15 protein-coding genes and 1 tRNA gene are annotated in these 18,076 nt (G+C 35.9%); 8 read left to right on the top strand and 8 right to left on the bottom strand.

Going from position 1 to position 18,076, the window contains the following annotated elements; all coding sequences use genetic code 11:
- The first annotated feature begins 42 nt into the window (after positions 1-42).
- Positions 43-1,932 (top strand): oligoendopeptidase F, encoded by a 1,890-nt coding sequence (gene pepF, locus IPM14_02475; protein MBK9096986.1) that lies wholly within the window; start codon positions 43-45, stop codon positions 1,930-1,932.
- A 75-nt stretch (positions 1,933-2,007) separates the two neighbouring features.
- Here the strand turns inward: pepF and IPM14_02470 are convergent, their stop codons facing one another.
- On the bottom strand, positions 2,008-2,280 hold the full coding sequence (locus tag IPM14_02470; GenBank protein ID MBK9096985.1) for a hypothetical protein: 273 nt from the start codon (positions 2,278-2,280) through the stop codon (positions 2,008-2,010).
- A 397-nt stretch (positions 2,281-2,677) separates the two neighbouring features.
- Here IPM14_02470 and IPM14_02465 point away from each other — a divergent pair, with 397 nt between their 5' ends.
- The 5 genes from IPM14_02465 to IPM14_02445 all read left to right on the top strand — a co-directional run bounded on the left by IPM14_02465 (position 2,678) and on the right by IPM14_02445 (position 9,293).
- The gene (locus IPM14_02465) at positions 2,678-4,243 is read left to right on the top strand and encodes a DUF3943 domain-containing protein (protein ID MBK9096984.1); all 1,566 of its coding nucleotides are present in this window, start codon (positions 2,678-2,680) and stop codon (positions 4,241-4,243) included.
- Positions 4,244-4,408: 165 nt separating this feature from the next.
- The gene (locus tag IPM14_02460) at positions 4,409-5,434 is read left to right on the top strand and encodes an Omp28-related outer membrane protein (protein MBK9096983.1); all 1,026 of its coding nucleotides are present in this window, start codon (positions 4,409-4,411) and stop codon (positions 5,432-5,434) included.
- 297 nt (positions 5,435-5,731) lie between these two features.
- The gene (locus tag IPM14_02455; protein MBK9096982.1) at positions 5,732-6,046 is read left to right on the top strand and encodes a T9SS type A sorting domain-containing protein; all 315 of its coding nucleotides are present in this window, start codon (positions 5,732-5,734) and stop codon (positions 6,044-6,046) included.
- A complete protein-coding gene (lnt, locus tag IPM14_02450; protein ID MBK9096981.1) occupies positions 6,043-7,557 on the top strand; it encodes an apolipoprotein N-acyltransferase in 1,515 nt (504 codons plus the stop codon). The genes IPM14_02455 and lnt overlap by 4 nt, the downstream gene beginning before the upstream one ends.
- Positions 7,554-9,293 carry a T9SS type A sorting domain-containing protein gene (locus IPM14_02445; GenBank protein MBK9096980.1) on the top strand — a complete coding sequence of 580 codons (1,740 nt, stop codon included), beginning with the start codon at positions 7,554-7,556 and terminating at the stop codon, positions 9,291-9,293. Before lnt ends, IPM14_02445 begins: the two co-directional genes overlap by 4 nt.
- Positions 9,294-9,332: 39 nt before the next feature.
- On the opposite strand, the gene IPM14_02440 is transcribed toward IPM14_02445, so the two are convergent.
- The 4 genes from IPM14_02440 to IPM14_02425 form a co-directional block, all read right to left on the bottom strand.
- On the bottom strand, positions 9,333-10,943 hold the full coding sequence (locus IPM14_02440) for a sodium/solute symporter (GenBank protein ID MBK9096979.1): 1,611 nt from the start codon (positions 10,941-10,943) through the stop codon (positions 9,333-9,335).
- A gap of 138 nt (positions 10,944-11,081) precedes the next feature.
- Entirely contained in the window at positions 11,082-13,148 is a 2,067-nt protein-coding gene (locus IPM14_02435; GenBank protein MBK9096978.1) for a glycoside hydrolase family 97 protein, read from the bottom strand.
- Between the two features lie 38 nt (positions 13,149-13,186).
- Positions 13,187-13,678, bottom strand: a complete 492-nt coding sequence (locus IPM14_02430; protein ID MBK9096977.1) for a hypothetical protein — start codon at positions 13,676-13,678, stop codon at positions 13,187-13,189.
- 55 nt (positions 13,679-13,733) lie between these two features.
- On the bottom strand, positions 13,734-14,207 hold the full coding sequence (locus tag IPM14_02425) for a hypothetical protein (GenBank protein MBK9096976.1): 474 nt from the start codon (positions 14,205-14,207) through the stop codon (positions 13,734-13,736).
- A 98-nt stretch (positions 14,208-14,305) separates the two neighbouring features.
- On the opposite strand from IPM14_02425, the gene IPM14_02420 reads away from it, so the two are divergent.
- On the top strand, positions 14,306-15,262 hold the full coding sequence (locus IPM14_02420) for a lytic transglycosylase domain-containing protein (GenBank protein MBK9096975.1): 957 nt from the start codon (positions 14,306-14,308) through the stop codon (positions 15,260-15,262).
- Between the two features lie 43 nt (positions 15,263-15,305).
- On the opposite strand, the gene IPM14_02415 is transcribed toward IPM14_02420, so the two are convergent.
- The 3 genes from IPM14_02415 to IPM14_02405 all read right to left on the bottom strand — a co-directional run bounded on the left by IPM14_02415 (position 15,306) and on the right by IPM14_02405 (position 16,623).
- Positions 15,306-15,971, bottom strand: a complete 666-nt coding sequence (locus tag IPM14_02415; protein MBK9096974.1) for a hypothetical protein — start codon at positions 15,969-15,971, stop codon at positions 15,306-15,308.
- Positions 15,972-16,029: 58 nt separating this feature from the next.
- A complete protein-coding gene (locus tag IPM14_02410) occupies positions 16,030-16,338 on the bottom strand; it encodes a hypothetical protein (GenBank protein ID MBK9096973.1) in 309 nt (102 codons plus the stop codon).
- A 213-nt stretch (positions 16,339-16,551) separates the two neighbouring features.
- Positions 16,552-16,623, bottom strand: a tRNA-Lys gene (locus IPM14_02405).
- A gap of 85 nt (positions 16,624-16,708) precedes the next feature.
- Between IPM14_02405 and IPM14_02400 the strand changes: the two genes are divergently transcribed.
- Positions 16,709-18,076: a sigma-54-dependent Fis family transcriptional regulator gene (locus tag IPM14_02400; protein MBK9096972.1), complete on the top strand. Its 1,368-nt coding sequence runs from the start codon at positions 16,709-16,711 to the stop codon at positions 18,074-18,076.

Here is an 18,076-nt window from a genome sequence, read left to right as displayed (position 1 = left end):
GCCGCTTAAAATTCATCAATACAAATAATAAAAGGTAAAGTAATGAATAATATTTATAAATCTGTTTCATTCGTTCTCCTTTCATTTATAATTATCAGCTCGGTGATTGCACAATCACCCGAACGCAGCGATGTGCCTGATAAATATAAATGGAACCTTTCTGAAATTTATCCGACTACTGCTGACTGGCAGGCAGATGTTGATCTGTTAAAATCAGAAGTAGAAAAGCTCGCAGCATTTAAAGGAACACTTGGTCAAAGTGCCGATGTTCTTTACAATGCATTGAAAACTTCCTCGGATCTTGTAAAAACACTCTCGAAAGCATGGACTTATGCGAGCAATCTAAGTAACGAAAATCTGAACATATCCGAGAATCAGGCAATGATGCAGCAGATGGGTGCACTTGGAACAAAGTTTGGCGAAGTTACAGCGTACATGGAACCGGAAATCCTTCAAATCCCGAAAGAGAAAATTGATCAGTTCCTTAAAGAAAAACCCGTGCTTGCTGCTGAGTATGATATTTATATTGATAATATTCAGAGACTTCGGGAACACACTCTGAGCGAAGCGGAAGAAACAATACTCGCCAGTTTCGGATTAATTTCGGATGTTCCGGGAGATGTGTATGATATTTTCACAAACGCGGAGAAACCTTTTCAAAAAGTTACAATTTCTACCGGTGAAGAAATTGAGCTGACTCCTGCTTCTTATACAAGATACCGAACTCTTCCAAACCGTGACGACCGCTCAAAAGTTTTCGATGCTTTCTTTAATGATTATGGAAGATATAAAAACACTCTCGGTGCAAACCTCGGCGGCAAGGTTAAAAAGGATTGGGTTTATGCAAAGAATAGAAAATATGAATCATCTTTACATGCAGCTTTAAATGCAAATAATCTTCCTGTTTCGGTTTACACAACTTTGATTGAACAAGTCAATAAAAATCTTCCAACGTTACATCGTGCACTCGATTTAAAGAAAAGAATGCTTGGTGTGGACGAACTTCGTTATTATGATCTTTACGTTCCGCTTGTTGAGAAGGTTGACATGAGTTTTTCTGTTGAGCAGGGACAAAAAGCAATTCTCGACGCTTTAAAACCTCTTGGCGAAGAATATGTTTCTGTTCTCCAAAAATCTTTCAATGAAAGATGGATTGATTATATCCCAACTGTTGGTAAACGAAGCGGAGCTTATTCAACCGGCGGAGCTTATGATATTCATCCTTATATATTAATGAACTGGACAGATGATTATGAATCGGTTTCCACACTTGCACACGAACTCGGGCACACAATGCACAGTTACTTCTCGAATAAAACTCAGCCCTTCTCAAAAGCAAATTATGCAATTTTTGTTGCTGAAATTGCTTCAACAGTGAATGAAAATTTTCTCAACAATTACATGGTGCTGAATGCAAAGAGTGATGAAGAAAAACTTTATCTGCTTGGAAGCTATCTTGAATTATTGAGAACAACGATTTTCCGTCAAACATCATTTGCAGAGTTTGAATGGGAAATTCATAAAAGAGCTGAAGCCGGCGAACCTTTAACTGGTGAAGATATGTGCGCAATTTATTTTGAAATAGTTAAGAGATACTACGGACACGATAAAGGTCATTGTGTTGTGGATGATTACATTCAGTATGAATGGTCTTACATTCCTCACTTCCTCGGATATAATTATTATGTATATCAGTACGCTACTTCACTCATTTACGGAACTGCATTTGTAGAGAAGATGCTTAACAAAGGACAAATTGCGGTTGATGATTACTATAAAATCCTGAAAGGCGGTGGTTCAAAATATCCTGCTGATTTAATAAAGGAAGCCGGTATTGATCCAATGTCGCCCGAGCCTGTTGAACTCACAATGCAAAAAATGAACAAAGTGATGGATCAGATGGAAGAAATTTTGAAAAAAATGGGTAAATAAAAATTAAAGGCAGAGAAGTGTTGATACGTATCTCTGCCTTCTTCTTTTCCAATTGACAAAGTCTGAACATTTCAATTAAAAAATTCCAATTCCCATTGCGCTTGCAGAGTTATCAATTAATTCATCTTCATTTTGAACATCAGTTTCATTATTAACTTCTGTTACAACCTCCTCGATATTACTTTTCAAATCAAACTGCTCTACTTGATAATTTGAATAATCGTTATCGCTAATTATCACCTGCTCAACCTCAATAGTATTAGAATTATTAATATATCCTGGATAAATTGCTGAGTATACATTTACTGTTACAACACTAACAACTAAACAAACGAATAACTTTTTCATTTCAACACCTCTTTTATTTTAATTATACATTCTGTTTATCTCTCGATAGAAACGTAGTTAAAACAAGGTGGGAGAATGTCATTGTATTGTAATTGATGAGTAAAACTTCTTCTTAATTTGACTCAATTGTCATAGAATTGTAATAGGTTTGTAATGAATGAGTAGTATCCATCCAATAGCACAAGAAATGAAAATGCACACATCATTTGTGAATAAAATTTATAATTATTAGGTTTAATACTGAAAAGGAAGGCTAACTCTGTTCCCCCTATAAAATATATTAAATCAGACTCGAGAATTTTCCATAAATTTTTTAGTGTGCCTTCTTTATGGGTCTTGCTTTGAATTTTAAATAGATAGGATGTTCAAATCCTGATTGTAATTAGAGGATTCAAATTTGAAATCATCTAAACAATATATTAAACTGATTTTGAGTGCCGCAATTTTCGTCTCGTTTTTAAACCTGCTGACAGTATTTCCACAATCAAAAAGTAAACTGATCCTCTCGCTTAATTATAATAATCCAAATGCTGAAATTATGCTAGAGAGAGATCGACCGTTTCACAGCTATATGCCTACGATGAATTATGAAAAAAGAGATCTTTTATCTCCAATAAAAAATTCTTACCCGTTAAACAATACCGACAGTATCGATTATACCTATATCCCCTGGGAATCAGAAGAACATTTTTGGATTGCTTTTACTGAACTTGCAATCATTGAGTTTGTTCCGTGGGCTCTTGCAAAATGGGGACGAGAATGGAAGGATCCGGAAGACAATTGGGCTAATGTAAATACAGAAACCTGGTGGAGAAATATTACTTACGGCTGGGAATATGATGGCGATGCTTTTTTAACAAACTACTTTGCACACCCTTATCATGGAAATTTATACTATAATGCAGGAAGAACTAATGGATTTTCATTTTGGGAATCAAGTGTCTGGGCATTTGCCGGAAGTGCTTTCTGGGAGTACTTTGGTGAAACGTTCCGACCGTCTATTAATGATTTGATAAATACCTCGATGAATGGAATTAATCTTGGCGAAATGCTTTTCAGGCTTTCTGCTGTAGTTACAGATAACACTGAAACAGGAACTACCAGGGTTTTTCAGGAAATCGGTGGTGCTTTGCTTAATCCTGTAAGAGGTTTTAATAGACTAATGACCGGTGAGACTTACAAGGTCTTTCCAAATCCTGAGGAAGGAAATCCAACCAGCTTTGGATTTAAGCTTGATGTCGGATTAAGAAGATTAGATAAAAATGGCGATGTAAATAAAACAGAGGATATCAATGAAGGAGTTTTATCAGCGGAAATTTCATATGGAAATCTTTTTCACGGAAATATTAAAAAGCCCTTTTCCTGGTTCGGAGTTGGTGCTGCAATCTCTACAAGGGATCCTCTGCTGACAAACTTGCAATCTTTTGGAAATTTGTACGGCTGGCATATCAAAAAACAAAAAGATTTAAGACATACCATAAATGCAACTCTTAACTATAATTATTTCAACAATCCCGGTTTTACCTATGGAGGTACTTCAGTTAATGTACATCTTGTTTCATTTTATAATCTTAAATCCTCACTTGACATCTTATCGAATGTTGATATCGAGCTGATTGCGATGGGAGCAGTTCCAACCGATTATTATGTTGATGTTGAAGGAAGAAATTACGATTTTGGACCGGGTATAGGCATTAACATAGGGGGCTCTCTCATTAATGATAACTGGAATCTTGCACGAGTATATTATTCATCAAAATGGACCTGGACACAAAGTGAGCCTTCTGATTCCCGACACCATTTACATGTTGTTTGGTTTGATGTTATGTACCCATTTGTAGATTATTTGGCAGTTGGCTTGGGACTGGGAGCTTATTGGCGGAATAGTTACTATAAAAATGAGGATGATGTGTTTAAAAGAAATAGGATTATCAGACTATTCATAAGATTAGCGTTCGTTTAACTTAATTCTTTGCTGAAAGCTATTTGGCACAATCCAAATTCGTAAGATATTCAACAAAGTAGACCTGCAATTCGTACAGTTATCATTTTTTGATACACCAAATTTTTCCATTTCCTATCTTGACGGTAATTGTTATTCTGGGATTAGTATATCATAGGAGCCGCAATGAGCAAAATGAAAAACACCTTAGTAATTCTTTCACTTTTCAGCATTACTCTTTTTGCACAGGAAGAGAGAAAAGTACTGGCAGAAGTTTTCACCAACTCACACTGCCCCCTTTGTCCGCCAGCGCATAATGTAATCGAAAGCTATTTGAACGGACCAAACGGTGATAGAATAAGTTTCATCTTTTATCATATGATTTATCCGTATAGCGATGATCCGCTTTACTGGGAGAGTCAGGAAGGTTCAGATGCAAGAGATAACTTTTACAATCCGGTTAGTGCAACTCCCCAGGGTTGGTTTGATGGCACTCATCAGGGAAGCACGAATGGTTGGACGACTTCACTTAACAATCTTGTGGCCACTCAAAGTCCGTTAAAAATATTATTGAGTGGATCAAAAAGTTCAAACCAGATCTATATAAATGCTGAACTCACTAGAACTGGAAATATATCGGATAATGATCTTGTAATTCATTTTATTGTTGTTGAAGATTTGTTTTTTGATGGAAGAAACAGCATTTCACATCACAAACACGTTATGAGAAAAATGCTGCCAACACCCGCAGGACATTCATTTTCAATCGGTATAAATGAAACAACAAATATTCCTCAAACAATTGAACTTGATCCTATCTGGGATTCTGACAGCCTGAGTGTTGTTGTGTTTATTCAAAGCGCGGGATCAAAGACAGTTTATCAGTCAGATACTATTAGTTATGATGAATTGACAGTCACCAACGTAGAGAATGATAATTCTTCTCCTTCCGAATTTGAACTGAATCAGAACTACCCCAACTCTTTTAACCCAAGTACTACAATTAGTTGGCAGTCACCAGTAGGCAGTTGGCAAACTCTAATAGTTTTTGATTTGCTGGGAAGAGAAGTTGAAACTCTGGTTGATGAGTTTAAACCAGCAGGTAGTTATGAGGTTGAATGGAATGCTTATGGTTTACCAAGTGGAATCTACTTTTACAGGCTTAATGCAGATAATTATTCAAACACTAAAAAGTTAATACTGTTGAGGTAAAATTTTATTTTATCAAAACATTTATTTTTTGAAAATTTAGAGTGATTTCTTTAGAACTGTCTTTTGGTGAAGCAAACAAAAATTTTGCTGTTCGTATTTGATTCCCAAAAATTAATTGCTATCTTGCAAGAAATCTTCCAACTCCAGGTTTTTTATTCTTAGGTTTTGCCAAGAATTGAACTTCCAGCGAAATGATGCCCAAATAACTTTCCAATAAAATTGGAACTCTTATAGTATAGGAGATAAGTAGTTCTTTTTAAACGGAATAACATTTAATTATAATTTGGAGGCAAAATAATGTCAACTACATTTGGTGTGGGTTATTCAGAAAACCCAAATTCAATTCCTGCAAATTTTTACCTTTCCCAAAACTACCCAAACCCGTTCAATCCCAGCACGGTAATTGGTTATCAGTTGCCAGTAAGTGGAAATGTTACTTTAAAAGTTTATGATTCACTTGGAAGAGAGGTTGCAACGTTAGTAGATGAATATGTAGTCGCAGGAAGTTATGAGATTGAGTTTGATGCATCAAAGCTTTCAAGCGGGGTATATCTATACAAGCTTACAGCAGGTAATTTCACAAATTCAAAGAAGCTTTTACTTTTAAAATGAAAAATGATATTGAAGTAAAATATAAAATCCCGATCTTGATATTAGGCGGAATCATTACAGGAATATCTTATTTGTTCTTCCAATTCTATCTCGCATGGTTTTGCCTGATACCGCTTTTCTACTTGCTCGAAAAAGTATCAATGAAGCACTCGTTCATTTATGGCGTTTCGTTCGGTGGAATTGCTGCTTTGATATTATACTACTGGATAATACCTGTTTCCTTTAGATACTCAGGTAAGTTTACAATCTTAACCATTGTTTTCTATCTGACTGCAGTTATTTATTTCTCAATTTACTTTGGCATATTTAGCATAATTTATAAAGCTCTTCATAACAAATTAAAAAAAACAATCTTTCTGGGAATATCCACAGCATCCGCATTTGTTCTTATTGATATTTTAAAAATGCAGTTGTTCCCCGGTTTGCCCTGGTTGCATTATAATCTTGCTTTTACCCAAGCACAAAATTTCCCGACAGTTGAGTGGGGTGCCGTTGGAGGACTAAGTATAATTAATTTCTCTATAGTATTCTTTGGATATCTTTTTACTCAGTATTTGATAACAAAAAAGATATTCTTTCTAAAAACTGCTATTGTTGTCATTGTATTATTCTTTACGGGTGGATTTTTATTAACTATTACTAAATCTGAACAAAACGAAAAGAAGTACGACGTTGCACTTATCAATGAAAATATTTCTTCTGAAACCCGGTGGAATGAAACAAGCGGAGATTCCATTGCAAATATTTTTTTTGATCTGAATAAACAAGCCGCAGAATACAATCCTGATCTTATTGTTTGGTCTGAAACGGCTATCCCCTGGAAATTTAATACGGATGACCAGTTTATTCCTGCAGCATTAAATATAACACACAAAACAAAAGCTGATCATCTGATGGGTATATGGACTCCTTCCTCTAATGAAGAGCATATGTTTAACTCTGCACTGCTGATACTGCACGACGGAAGAGTAGTTGACAGATATGATAAAAATATACTATTGGATTTTCTTGAGAAACCATTAATAAACAATTCTTCACTGACACTACCGTTTGTCAATTCAAGTGTATTTAATAACATCCTGCCGGGGAAAACAAATCATTTAATTAAAAGTGGAGATGCAAGGATCGGGATTTTAATTTGTAACGAAAGCCTTTCAATGTCTTCATACAATGATTATTTAAAAGCTGGTACAAATCTGATAATAGTTATGGGGAATAATGCCTGGTTTGATAATACACCGTTGATTATGCACCATTTTTATGTAACCCAAATGTATGCAAAAATGTTTGGCATTGATGTTATTGTTAATAATAATAGAGGAATGATTGGAATTATTCGCGGAATGGACGAAGCTGAAGTACTAAATCCTTCTAGTTTACCTAGGGTAATAAACTTTCAAACGGAATTAACTACATATAAAACAAATTATTCAAAAATCTATCCTTATGACTTCATACTTTATTTATCAATTATCTTCTTATCACTTTTTTTAAGGAGGAAAAAAAAATGAAAAAGATTCTATTACTACTAACTCTCTTAATTTTCAGTTTGACTGTTATGGAGACTTTTGCTGGTCCTAATTATTATCAGGGATCCTGGAGATGGCGAAATGATGATGGAGATGTGTATACTGCAACATGGAAAAATTCTTTAGAAACACCAATAATCTTTTCTGAAGATGAAAATGTGCGACTTCGGTTAGAATTATTATTTTCCGATATACCTGGAGATACTTCTGAAACTTTTACACTAATCTATACTGACGATATTAATGATGGAGTATGGACCCCTATCAGCAATGATGAGTCGAATGCATTTGTAATGTCACCCTCAAATTTTATAGTTGATACGGCCTGGTATTTTGATAACCAGTTGCTGCCGGGAGATCCATATCTTAACTATATTAAAACGATTACATTCGATTCAACTAACCCATATAATTTTAACTTTTCAGAAAATGGTATATATGAATTAGAGTACTCAATCAGGAAGACTGCTAATTTGGAAGAAAGTACTTCTTACTATTTCACTTTAGCAAATATTTCAATTGGAGGTAATTACCCAATAATCATGACTCCGCCAATATTCTGGTGGCCCCAGCAAAGCGGTACATCTAACACACTTGAAGATGTTTTCTTCATTGATGATAAATCCGGATGGGCAGTGGGAGGTGATGGAACAATTATTCATACATCTGATGGCGGTGTCACCTGGGTAACTCAGCAGAGTGGAACGACTAATTTGCTGAATGATGTTTATTTTACAAATGCAATCACAGGTACAATTGTTGGTCAAAATGGAACAATATTAAGAACAAATGATGGAGGAAATACTTGGACAAGTCAGAATAGCGGGACATCTCATCATTTACAATCAGTTTATTTTATTGATACTAATAACGGATGGGCAGTCGGGGGTGAAGGCAGCATTCTTCACACCACGAATGGCGGAACGACCTGGAACGTTCAGTACACAGGGAATGGTGGTGTTCTTTACTCAGTATTCTTCTTTGATGAGCTAAACGGAATTACAATTGGCTCTGTCGGGTATATGTATAGAACATCAGATGGAGGAAATATTTGGATTCGTCAGCAGAATGTAACAAGTAAGACACTTTATGATATGTCATTTCCGGAACCCAGCACAGGTACAATTGTAGGAGAAGACGGAATAATTCTCCTCACTTCTGATGGCGGAGTAAGTTGGATAATTCAGCCAAGCGGAACAACAATACCATTAAGATCAGTTCATTTTATTGATAGTATGACTGGATGGGCAGTCGGCTCTACAACTTATGGAAAAATAATAAAGACCACTGATGGTGGTTCAACCTGGGTAAATCAATCAAGCGGTGCAGCAAGAGGTCTAAATGATGTTTATTTTGCAGATATTAAAAACGGGTGGATAGTTGGGGCTAATGGAACAATCCTAAGTACAAAAGACATAGCTTCATCTATTGTGGAGCATTCAACTGCCAAGCTAATAGATTTTATACTTTCTCAAAACTACCCCAATCCATTCAATCCAAGCACAACGATCAGTTGGCAGTCACCAGTTAGCAGTTGGCAAACTTTAAAAGTTTATGATTTGCTTGGAAGAGAAGTTGCTACTTTGGTGGATGAGTATAAACCAGCAGGAAGATATGAAGTAAAGTTCGACGCAAGTCATCTTACGACCGGAGTTTACTTTTACAGATTATGGGCAGAAGAGTTTACGTCAACAAAAAAATTAATTTTGATGAAGTAGATATATGTGCGACTCACTTTAAAATGAGTCGCACTTATTTTAACTAAAATAAATCCAGATTAATCCGACACAAAGAATTAACAACACCGAGAGAATAAAATCTCTTTTCTTCCAAACTTTGTCTTCATTTCCACTTTTATCTGTTACTGTATGAATTGTTAGTCCTTCAACTTTTTGAAATGATGGAACAGCGGTTAAATAACTGACCACCACCAAAACCAATGTACAAATCAGAAATAACATGAAAGCAAAGTGAAGAAAATTGAGATCAGCATAATTGAACAAAAATCCGCTCAATAATCCCTTATTCAATTCAAGTATTAATCTTGCAATTCCCAATACGAATCCTGTTGCTAGTGCGGCAATCGCTCCCTGTGAGTTAACTCTTTTTGAAAGAACCCCGATTAAAAATATTGCGGCTATTGGTGGTGAAATATATGCCTGAACGCTTTGAAGGTATTGATAAATCTGTCCGGAAATTAATTTCATCATCGGTATCCAAAGCAAACCAAATCCAACTAAAACTATTGTTGCAATTCTTCCGACAAGAACCAAAGTTTTCTCACTGGACTCAGGCTTAAGTTTTTTATAAATATCCCAAGTAATTAACGTTGAACAGGAATTAAATACAGAAGAAAGCGAACTCATCAACGCTGCAAGCAGTCCCGCAACAACGATCCCTTTTAATCCGACCGGTAATAGTGCACCAATTAATGTTGGTAATGCTTCATCTGGTTTGCTTAAGGTTATATCTCCTCTTTGAGTTAAAGCATAAGCAATCACGCCGGGAATTACAAAAAGAAAAAGCGGAAGAAGTTTTAAATAACCCGCGAAAATTGTTCCTCTCCTGGATTCATTAATATTTTTTCCTGACAGAACTCTTTGCACAATGAACTGGTCAGTACACCAGTACCATACTCCAAGTATCGGTGCACCGAAAATAATTCCCGTCCAGGGAAAATTCGGATCGCTTATTGGTTTCCAGAGACTGAAAAATCCTGCACCAGCGTGGTTGTAAAGTTCGTTGAATCCACCTAGTTCAATTAACCCAACAACTGTTACAGTAATTGCTCCGCCAATAAGAATAAACATCTGAACCATATCAGTGTAAAGAACAGCTCGAAGCCCTCCAAGCACAGTATAAATCCCGGTTATGATTACAACGATAAGCGCACCTGTCCAGAATTCAATTCCCATCAGTGATTCAAAAACAATTCCACCGGCAGCAATTGTAACAGAAATTTTTGTGAGAACATATCCCACGATTGAAATGACAGCAAGATACCAGCGGGCACCGGAAGAATATCTTCGCTCAAGAAATTCCGGCATAGTAAAAACTCCACTCTTCAGATAGAACGGAACGAACAACCAACCGAGAATTAGAAGAATTAATGATGCGAGAATTTCAAATTGTCCAACTGCAACTCCGCTTGCAGCTCCAGTTCCTGCTAGACCCACCAGATGTTCGCTTCCAATGTTCGAAGCAAAAAGTGAAGCACCAATTATAAACCAGCCGACATTTCTTCCTGCTAGAAAGTAATCGGATGAATCTTTACTCTTTCTTTTCTTGCTGAATGATGACCAGAAAGCAACAAGAAATACAATTACAAAGTATGCAGCTATTAAAATCCAATCTAAATATTCAAGCATAAAGAACCCATTATAAATTATAATTATTTACCGGGGATTGTCATTCCGGCGAAGTCTACGATTAGCGGACGAGTCCGGAATCTGAGCAGCTACACTCGAATTCCCGACAAGCGGGAGTGACAGCCACACTTTATCTATTCATTCTTCTGGTATAAAACTAATTGCAGTTCCTCCACCAGGTGCAAGTTTTAAATTCAATGTGTCTGAATTGTTAACTATCTTGTTTTCGATTTTGTATGAAGTCGGATTTTTATCCCAGTGAGAATCGGTTCCATCTGAATAAATTACGGCCGTATATTTTTTCCCAACATCTAAAAAGTTCAGTGAAATATTTATCACTCTTTCATTTTCATCAGTGATGCTTCCAAGAAACCATTTGTCTGTGTTTCGTTCTTTTCTCGCAATGGTAATAAAATCTCCGATCTCACCGTTCAATACAATTGAGGTATCCCAATCAACGCCAACATCCCTGATGAATTGAAATGTGGGATGACCCTCATAATTTTCAGGAAGATCTGCAGCCATTTGCAACGGACTATAAATTACAACATAAAGTGCAAGCTGATGGACAAGAGTTGTGTTAACCTGATTTTCTTTTTTATACTTATCTAATTTTATATCGAAGATCCCGGGCGTATAATCAATCGGACCAGCAAGCATTCTCGTAAAAGGAACTATTGTCAAATGCTCAGGCGGATTTCCACCATCAGGTGACCAGGCATTAAATTCCTGACCTCTCAAACCCTCTGCGCTGATCAAGTTCGGATAAGTTCTTCTAAGTCCCGTTGGCTTTATTGGTTCGTGAACATTGACCATCATCTGATACTCTGCTGCTTTCTCCATTACTTTTCTATAATGATTAACCATCCACTGTCCGTGATGATATTCTCCGTCAGGAAGAATTTGTCCAACGTACCCTGTTTTGACAGCGTGAATTCCTAAACTTTTACAAAGTGCAAACGCAGTATCCATTTGTTTTTCATAAGTCATTATTGCTGCAGAAGTTTCATGGTGCATAATGATCTGAACATTTCTTTCTTTTGCGTATTGAACGACTTCATACAAATTATAATCGGGATATGGAGTAACGAAATCAAAAATACCTTCCCGATCGTGAGTGCCGAACCAGTTTTCCCAACCCGTGTTCCAACCTTCAATTAACACTGCTCCAATTCCGTTGTTAGAGGCAAAGTCAACATATCTTTTTGCATTTTCTGTTGTTGCACCGTGTCTTCCGCTCTTCATATCCCATGTACTTTTACCAAGATGCATTTCCCACCATATCCCCACATACTTTGTCGGCTTGATCCAGGATACATCTTCAAGTTTATTTGGTTCATTAAGATTTAATATAGTTCTTGAGCATACAAGATCCGTTGCCTTATCAGAAATTAAAATCAATCTCCAGGGAGTAACGAAGGGAGTTTTGGTTTTTACTTTTATTCCCGAATCATTTCCAACAAGCTCACTCTGGAAGAGAAGATTTTCTTTACCAACTTTCAAAGTCATATCAGCATAGTTAGTAAGATTGGCCTCCAGAATACTGATATAAATTCCTTCGGCGGTTTTCATTGTAACAGGAAGATTTACAGCATTTTCAGGAATATATGTTTGTGCTAGCGCTTCGTTTCCTCTTTTTGAAAGCGCGTCAATATCACTGAACTTTGTTGTATTAAAAAGATGCTCATAAATATCCCAATCACCGGGAGACCACCAGGTAGTATGATCTCCGGTTAATTTAAACTGAGTATTTTCATCGAGAATTGTAACGTCTGTTAAATTTTTCTGTTCAGGAAACTCAAACCTGAAACCTACACCATCATCAAAAACTCTGAAAACGAGAAAGCAGGTTCTTCCAGTCTCATTTTTTTCATTCAATTCAATTTTCAGTTCTTTATAATTATTTCTGACGAACCTTTGTTCTCCCCAGATAGTTTCCCATGTTTCGTCAAAGGATGAAGTATATGAATTTATGATTTCAAGATTTTCGTCGAAAGATTCGGTTTCGTTAAAATCAAAGCCAACACTGGAAGTATCAATTACTCTTTGATTATTGAATTCAATGAAATAACCTGCTCTGCCTTTATCTGACAGTACAAATTTTACTTTAATTTTTCCATCAGGGGAGGCTGTTTCAATGGTATTAATATTACTATCACATCCAGTGACAATAAAAGAGATAGCAAGAATAAAGGTTGAAAGAATGTCAGATAAATATTTCAAAGTGCTTCTCCGAATTTTTTTTAATCAAAATCAAAATTAAAAAACGGAAACACCGGAAGGAATCCACCGCTTCCAATAATATTTATCAATCCAAGCTGAAGCCCTTCAAGAGTAGCAGCATAATTCACCAGGGACAATTGAAGGCCATTGAAATGTGCGCCATGGTAATTAACAAAAGCTGTTTGTAAACCCACGAAATCCCCCTTGGAAATATTTACAATCCACCCTCCTTGCCATCCGGTAAATCCACCTTCTGTTATATCAACGGCTCCCCACTGGACTCCTAACTGTTTGCCCGTGGTTACATTTACCAGTCCAACATCTAATCCGGTTATGTTTGCATTCTTTGAGTATATAAAATTAATTCTTATGCCGCTTATTGATTCATTGTTTGGTACTATTTGAATCGGGTCGAAGAGTGACAACTGAAACGGATTTTCCTGGGATAAAATTATAGTACTAAAGTTAAATATTAAAAGTGCATTCAGTAGAAGTAATTTCCCTATCTTCATTGATTTTTCCTTTCTGAGATAATTATTTAACAGGAATTTTTCTTTATTAAGTAGATTAAATATTGTTTAGCAGTTTAAATCTGATTCTCAACACTCCGTCTTCAAAACTTGTGGAAATTATTTTGAAGCTGCCAATTTCTTTTGTACGATCAACATGCAGACCACTGCAGGGACAGGTATCATAGTCTCCTATTTTAATTACTCTAACTTTATCGCCGGCATCATCGGGAAGCCTTGAAAGATTAAATATTTTCTCCGCTTCTTCTTTCAAATAAAACTCTTCTTTAACAAGTAAGTCCCCTTGAATAACTTCGTTTACTTTTAAGTTGATCTGTTCTATTTCTTCCGAAGTTAAATTTCTGTTAAAATGATAATCACATTTTGATTTTTTCTTTTCGATATGATTGCTGAATGATCTTCCACAATTAAACATTCTTACCATTGTTTGATTAAGTATGTGTTCAGCAGAGTGCATCTGAGGATTGTACTGCTTCGAAGATCTTATTTCCAGGTTGATGTTCTCATCCATGGTAAAATATGCCGATTGGTTTTTCCTTTTAGATTTAAAATCTATATAATCGCAACAGAAAACTATAACAAAAATACTAAAACACAGCGGAACTCTATATGAAAAATAATAAATCGAACTTATACTTTTTCTTTCTTGGAATTACAGTAACAATTGGTTTGGGATTCTTAATAATTACATTTTTACTTTCCAACAATATTACTAACGCTAATGGCAATCCCGATGAAACTTTTCCGCAGGGCTATAGAATTATTTCACCTGAAATACCAACATATCTTGAATTTGCCGGAGAAAAAATCCCGACTGATAACTTTGAAGTTTATGAAAGAATGGAAAGAGAGTTTTTATCAAATACATACTGGCATTCAGCAACAATACTTGCTATAAAAAGAGCATACAGATGGTTCCCGGTAATTGAGCCAATCTTAAAGAAAAATAATATTCCAGATGACTTTAAATATCTATCCGTTGCAGAAAGTAATCTGGAAAATGTTGTTTCTCCTGCGGGCGCTACCGGTTTCTGGCAGTTTATGAAAGAAGCCGGTGAAAAGTACGGACTCGAAATTAATTCACAGGTTGATGAAAGATATCACGTTGAAAAATCCACCGAAGCTGCGTGCAAATATCTGCAGGACTCCTATAATATGTTGGGAAGCTGGATAACTTCAGCAGCTTCATATAACATGGGTCAAGATGGTGTTATGAAACAGCAGGAAAGGCAGAAAGCAAAAAGTTATTTCAATTTAGTATTGAACTCTGAAACTTCCAGGTTTGTAGCAAGGATAGTATCCCTTAAATACATTCTCCAAAATCCTGAGAAGTACGGTTTTGATATAAAAGATGATGAGAAATATGAACCAATCGAGTTTACTGAAGTAACGCTTGACAGTTCTGTTGCAGATCTTGCTGATTATGCTGAAAGCCTTGGAATCAATTATTTTATTTTGAAAATGTTCAACCCGTGGCTTCGTGATAATTATCTTACCAACAAATTACGAACAGATTACACAATAAAACTGCCACCGAAAGGAAGTATTGAGATTATAGAAGACTGATAAGCTACAATAATTATCTGGTGCTTATCGTGTAAAGAATTTTTTAATTAGATAAAACTGTTATATCACCATTAACTGTTCCCGGGTGAAGCCAAAGTACAAGTGAAGAAGATTCTCCATAGAAGTTTACAATCCAGTCTGCATCGTTCCTTAAATTTAATGTGTCTATCGACTTACTCGGAATCAAAAACATATCAATTTTGCTGTCAGGATTTGCTGATCTAAAAGTTGTAACATCTGCTCTTGCCAACATAGTATTAATTATCTGCGGACTATCATCATACGAAACTGAAGCCGAAATATTTATTCCCGAAAGCTTGTTTAACGCGAGACCTAAAATATCCTTTGCCTGCTGGTTTTTTATAAATGAAAGCATATCATTAAAATTTATCGGCGATTTTACAGGGCCAGAGTTATAAACAGGAATATAAAATTCATTTGTCATTTCTGAATCAGATTGAACCACATAAACAAATGCATTCTCAGTCGGTTTAAGTAAATCAACTTCTCCTTTGTTACTAACATTTAATCCGTAAATTGATGCAAGCCTGGCATCACCTGTAAAATCACTTTGTGCTTTGTTCAACACTTCACCGACTTTGGACTTTGCCGTTATAATTGAATCTCCAAACTCACTTATTAATTCTTCCGGATCACAGGCTATAATCAGAAATAAAATAGAAACCGGAATGAGGAAATACTTTTTCATAGATGTTCTCTTTTACTAAGCTATTAAGATTTTACAATTTAATAGCAACTTTATAATATTATTTTGGTTCCCAATCAACACCCTCACAAGGGACATAGTTTTCGGTTGGATGCTTATCATACTTGATACACAAAACAGCAGAAGGATCGAAATGTTTGCAGCTTGAGCAAAGAGTTGATTCGATTACTTTTTTATTGTGTTCTTCAAACCATCTGTAGCTAACCATTGCGGGATGAACAATTAGTACATAAACCGCTGCAACACTTATCAGAAGCCAGAGTTGGAAGTCAATTTGTGCTTTCAAAATCCATAAACCCGCTATAGTAATGGCTGCCCTGATAATTGTCCAGAAAACCACTTCGCCCATAAAAAATCCGCTATAATGAAAGAAAGACTATTATTTCTAAAATAGTGCCAGAGCAATTATGTCAAAAACCCGTATTAATTCAAAATAATGCTAAAATAAAAGGAATTAGTTAAGCTTGTAAATTTTACTTATAAGTATTAATATTGAATGCTATTTAACTAATTTTTTAGAGTGGTTGATCTTTGTAAATAATTATGGGGAAATAAAATAGAGTGAGCGCGGGTGGGTTCGAACCACCGACCCTCTGCTTAAAAGGCAGATGCTCTACCCCTGAGCTACGCGCCCTTTTCAAAAAGGAATGCAAATATAGCAAGTTGATAAATCTAATACAAAATAAAGTTTTTAACACCCAAATCGATTGGCGGTAATTATGGCTTCCCTTAAAAATTCCAAAATTTTAGTATGTGATGATGATGAAACCCTCTGTTACTTATTGAAGGAACAGCTCCTTGAAGAAGGATTTGAAGTTGATGCGGTTTACGATGGTAAATATGCAATTGAATCGATAAAAAGGACAAACTATGATATTCTTCTCCTCGATTTGAATATGAAAGAGGTTCAGGGAGAAGAGGTACTCAAATTCGTAAAAGATTACAGCGCTTCTTTGCAGGTAATCATACTATCCGCACAGGGAGAAATGAGAAAAGCTATCGAATGCATTAAATCCGGAGCTTATGATTTTATAACAAAGCCTTACGAATTCGATGATCTAATGCTCACAGTCGGCAGAGCTCTTGAACACAAAGAGCTTCTAGTTAAAACTGAAATTTTAACAAAAGAAATTAGTAAAAAAGGATCTGAAAATATTATAGGAAATAGTACTCAGCTTAAGAGAGTACTAACCCTTGCAAATAAAGCAGCAATTTCAGATTCAAACATATTAATTGAAGGAGAAACAGGAACCGGTAAAGAATTACTGGCAGAATACATTCATAAACACTCTGCGAGAAAAGACAAACCATTTGTTGTAATAAACTGTGCTTCTTTACCTGATCAGCTAATCGAAAGTGAACTCTTCGGACACGAAAAAGGAGCCTTTACTGACGCTAAAAATACCAAGCAAGGTCTGGTAGAAATTGCCCATGGCGGTACTTTATTCCTTGATGAAATAGGTGAACTTAGTCTTGCCCTCCAGCCAAAGCTATTGCGATTCCTTGAGAACGGCGAGTACAGAAGAATTGGAGGAATTACTACTCTAACTTCAAACGTAAGAGTCATTGGTGCTACAAACAGAAATCTTCTTGAAGAAGCAGACAACAAAAATTTCAGGAAGGATTTACTTTTCAGACTGAATGTTATTACACTTACCATTCCGCCATTGAGAGATAGAAAAGAAGACATTCTTCTGCTTGCAAATCATTTCATTAAAGAAAAATCTCCGATTCGTTCACCAAAGCATCTCTCACAGGAAGCAGAGGATCTTCTGATTGGTTATTCATTCAACGGAAACATTAGAGAGTTGGAACACATAATCGAAAGAGCTTTAATATTTGCTGAAGGTGATATTATCTATCCTGAAGATCTGAATCTCCCGCAGTCATACCAGGTTCAAACAAGAAAGCATACTGACATCGAACATGCAGAGGAAATTTTGAGCATGGAAGAGCTTGAGCGATGGCACATCAAGAAGGTGCTGGATAAAAACAGATGGGATAGAACGCAGACTGCTAACCAGCTTGGTATAAGCCCAAAGACTCTCTACACAAAAATCAAGAAATATGAATTAAAGCCCGTTTAA

This window comes from bacterium (genome assembly GCA_016716565.1).
Taxonomy (GTDB): Bacteria; Bacteroidota; Ignavibacteria; order Ignavibacteriales; family Ignavibacteriaceae; genus IGN2.
The sequence above is the reverse complement of the archived record's forward strand: the minus strand, read 5'-3'. Positions and strand labels throughout refer to the sequence as shown.

Bases quoted from the DNA above. Each gene is read 5' to 3' on its own strand.
- IPM14_02445 (MBK9096980.1), top strand. From the start codon at position 7,554: ATGAAAAAGATTCTATTACTACTAACTCTCTTAATTTTCAGTTTGACT.
- IPM14_02400 (MBK9096972.1), top strand. From the start codon at position 16,709: ATGGCTTCCCTTAAAAATTCCAAAATTTTAGTATGTGATGATGATGAA.
- IPM14_02415 (MBK9096974.1), bottom strand. From the start codon at position 15,971: ATGAAAAAGTATTTCCTCATTCCGGTTTCTATTTTATTTCTGATTATA.
- IPM14_02410 (MBK9096973.1), bottom strand. From the start codon at position 16,338: ATGGGCGAAGTGGTTTTCTGGACAATTATCAGGGCAGCCATTACTATA.
- IPM14_02440 (MBK9096979.1), bottom strand. From the start codon at position 10,943: ATGCTTGAATATTTAGATTGGATTTTAATAGCTGCATACTTTGTAATT.
- IPM14_02470 (MBK9096985.1), bottom strand. From the start codon at position 2,280: ATGAAAAAGTTATTCGTTTGTTTAGTTGTTAGTGTTGTAACAGTAAAT.
- IPM14_02455 (MBK9096982.1), top strand. From the start codon at position 5,732: ATGTCAACTACATTTGGTGTGGGTTATTCAGAAAACCCAAATTCAATT.
- IPM14_02425 (MBK9096976.1), bottom strand. From the start codon at position 14,207: ATGGATGAGAACATCAACCTGGAAATAAGATCTTCGAAGCAGTACAAT.
- IPM14_02460 (MBK9096983.1), top strand. From the start codon at position 4,409: ATGAGCAAAATGAAAAACACCTTAGTAATTCTTTCACTTTTCAGCATT.
- lnt (MBK9096981.1), top strand. From the start codon at position 6,043: ATGAAAAATGATATTGAAGTAAAATATAAAATCCCGATCTTGATATTA.
- pepF (MBK9096986.1), top strand. From the start codon at position 43: ATGAATAATATTTATAAATCTGTTTCATTCGTTCTCCTTTCATTTATA.
- IPM14_02420 (MBK9096975.1), top strand. From the start codon at position 14,306: ATGAAAAATAATAAATCGAACTTATACTTTTTCTTTCTTGGAATTACA.
- IPM14_02430 (MBK9096977.1), bottom strand. From the start codon at position 13,678: ATGAAGATAGGGAAATTACTTCTACTGAATGCACTTTTAATATTTAAC.